Consider the following 348-nt stretch of genomic DNA (forward strand, 5'->3'; position numbering starts at 1 on the left):
CAAGGACCGGGACCCGGAGTGGTTCAAACGCGCCGTCTTCTACGAGGTCCTGGTCCGCTCCTTCCAGGACAGCAACGGCGACGGCGTCGGCGACCTGAAGGGCCTGACCGCCAAGCTCGACTACCTGCAGTGGCTCGGCGTGGACTGCCTGTGGCTGCCGCCGTTCTTCAAGTCCCCCCTGCGGGACGGCGGTTACGACGTGTCCGACTACACCGCCGTGCTCCCGGAGTTCGGCGACCTCGCCGACTTCGTGGAGTTCGTGGACGCCGCGCACCAGCGCGGCATGCGCGTGATCATCGACTTCGTCATGAACCACACCAGCGACCAGCACCCGTGGTTCCAGGAGTC

1 protein-coding gene is annotated in these 348 nt (G+C 66.7%); it reads left to right on the plus strand.

The genetic code is table 11. The features are described 5' to 3' along the window. Nucleotides 1–348: alpha-amylase family glycosyl hydrolase (locus LG395_RS41015; RefSeq protein ID WP_263983673.1), on the plus strand; the 348-nt coding region annotated here is incomplete at both ends.

The sequence above is a fragment of the Streptomyces spinosus genome, from assembly GCF_020400655.1.
Classification (GTDB): Bacteria; Actinomycetota; Actinomycetes; order Streptomycetales; family Streptomycetaceae; genus Streptomyces; species Streptomyces argyrophylli.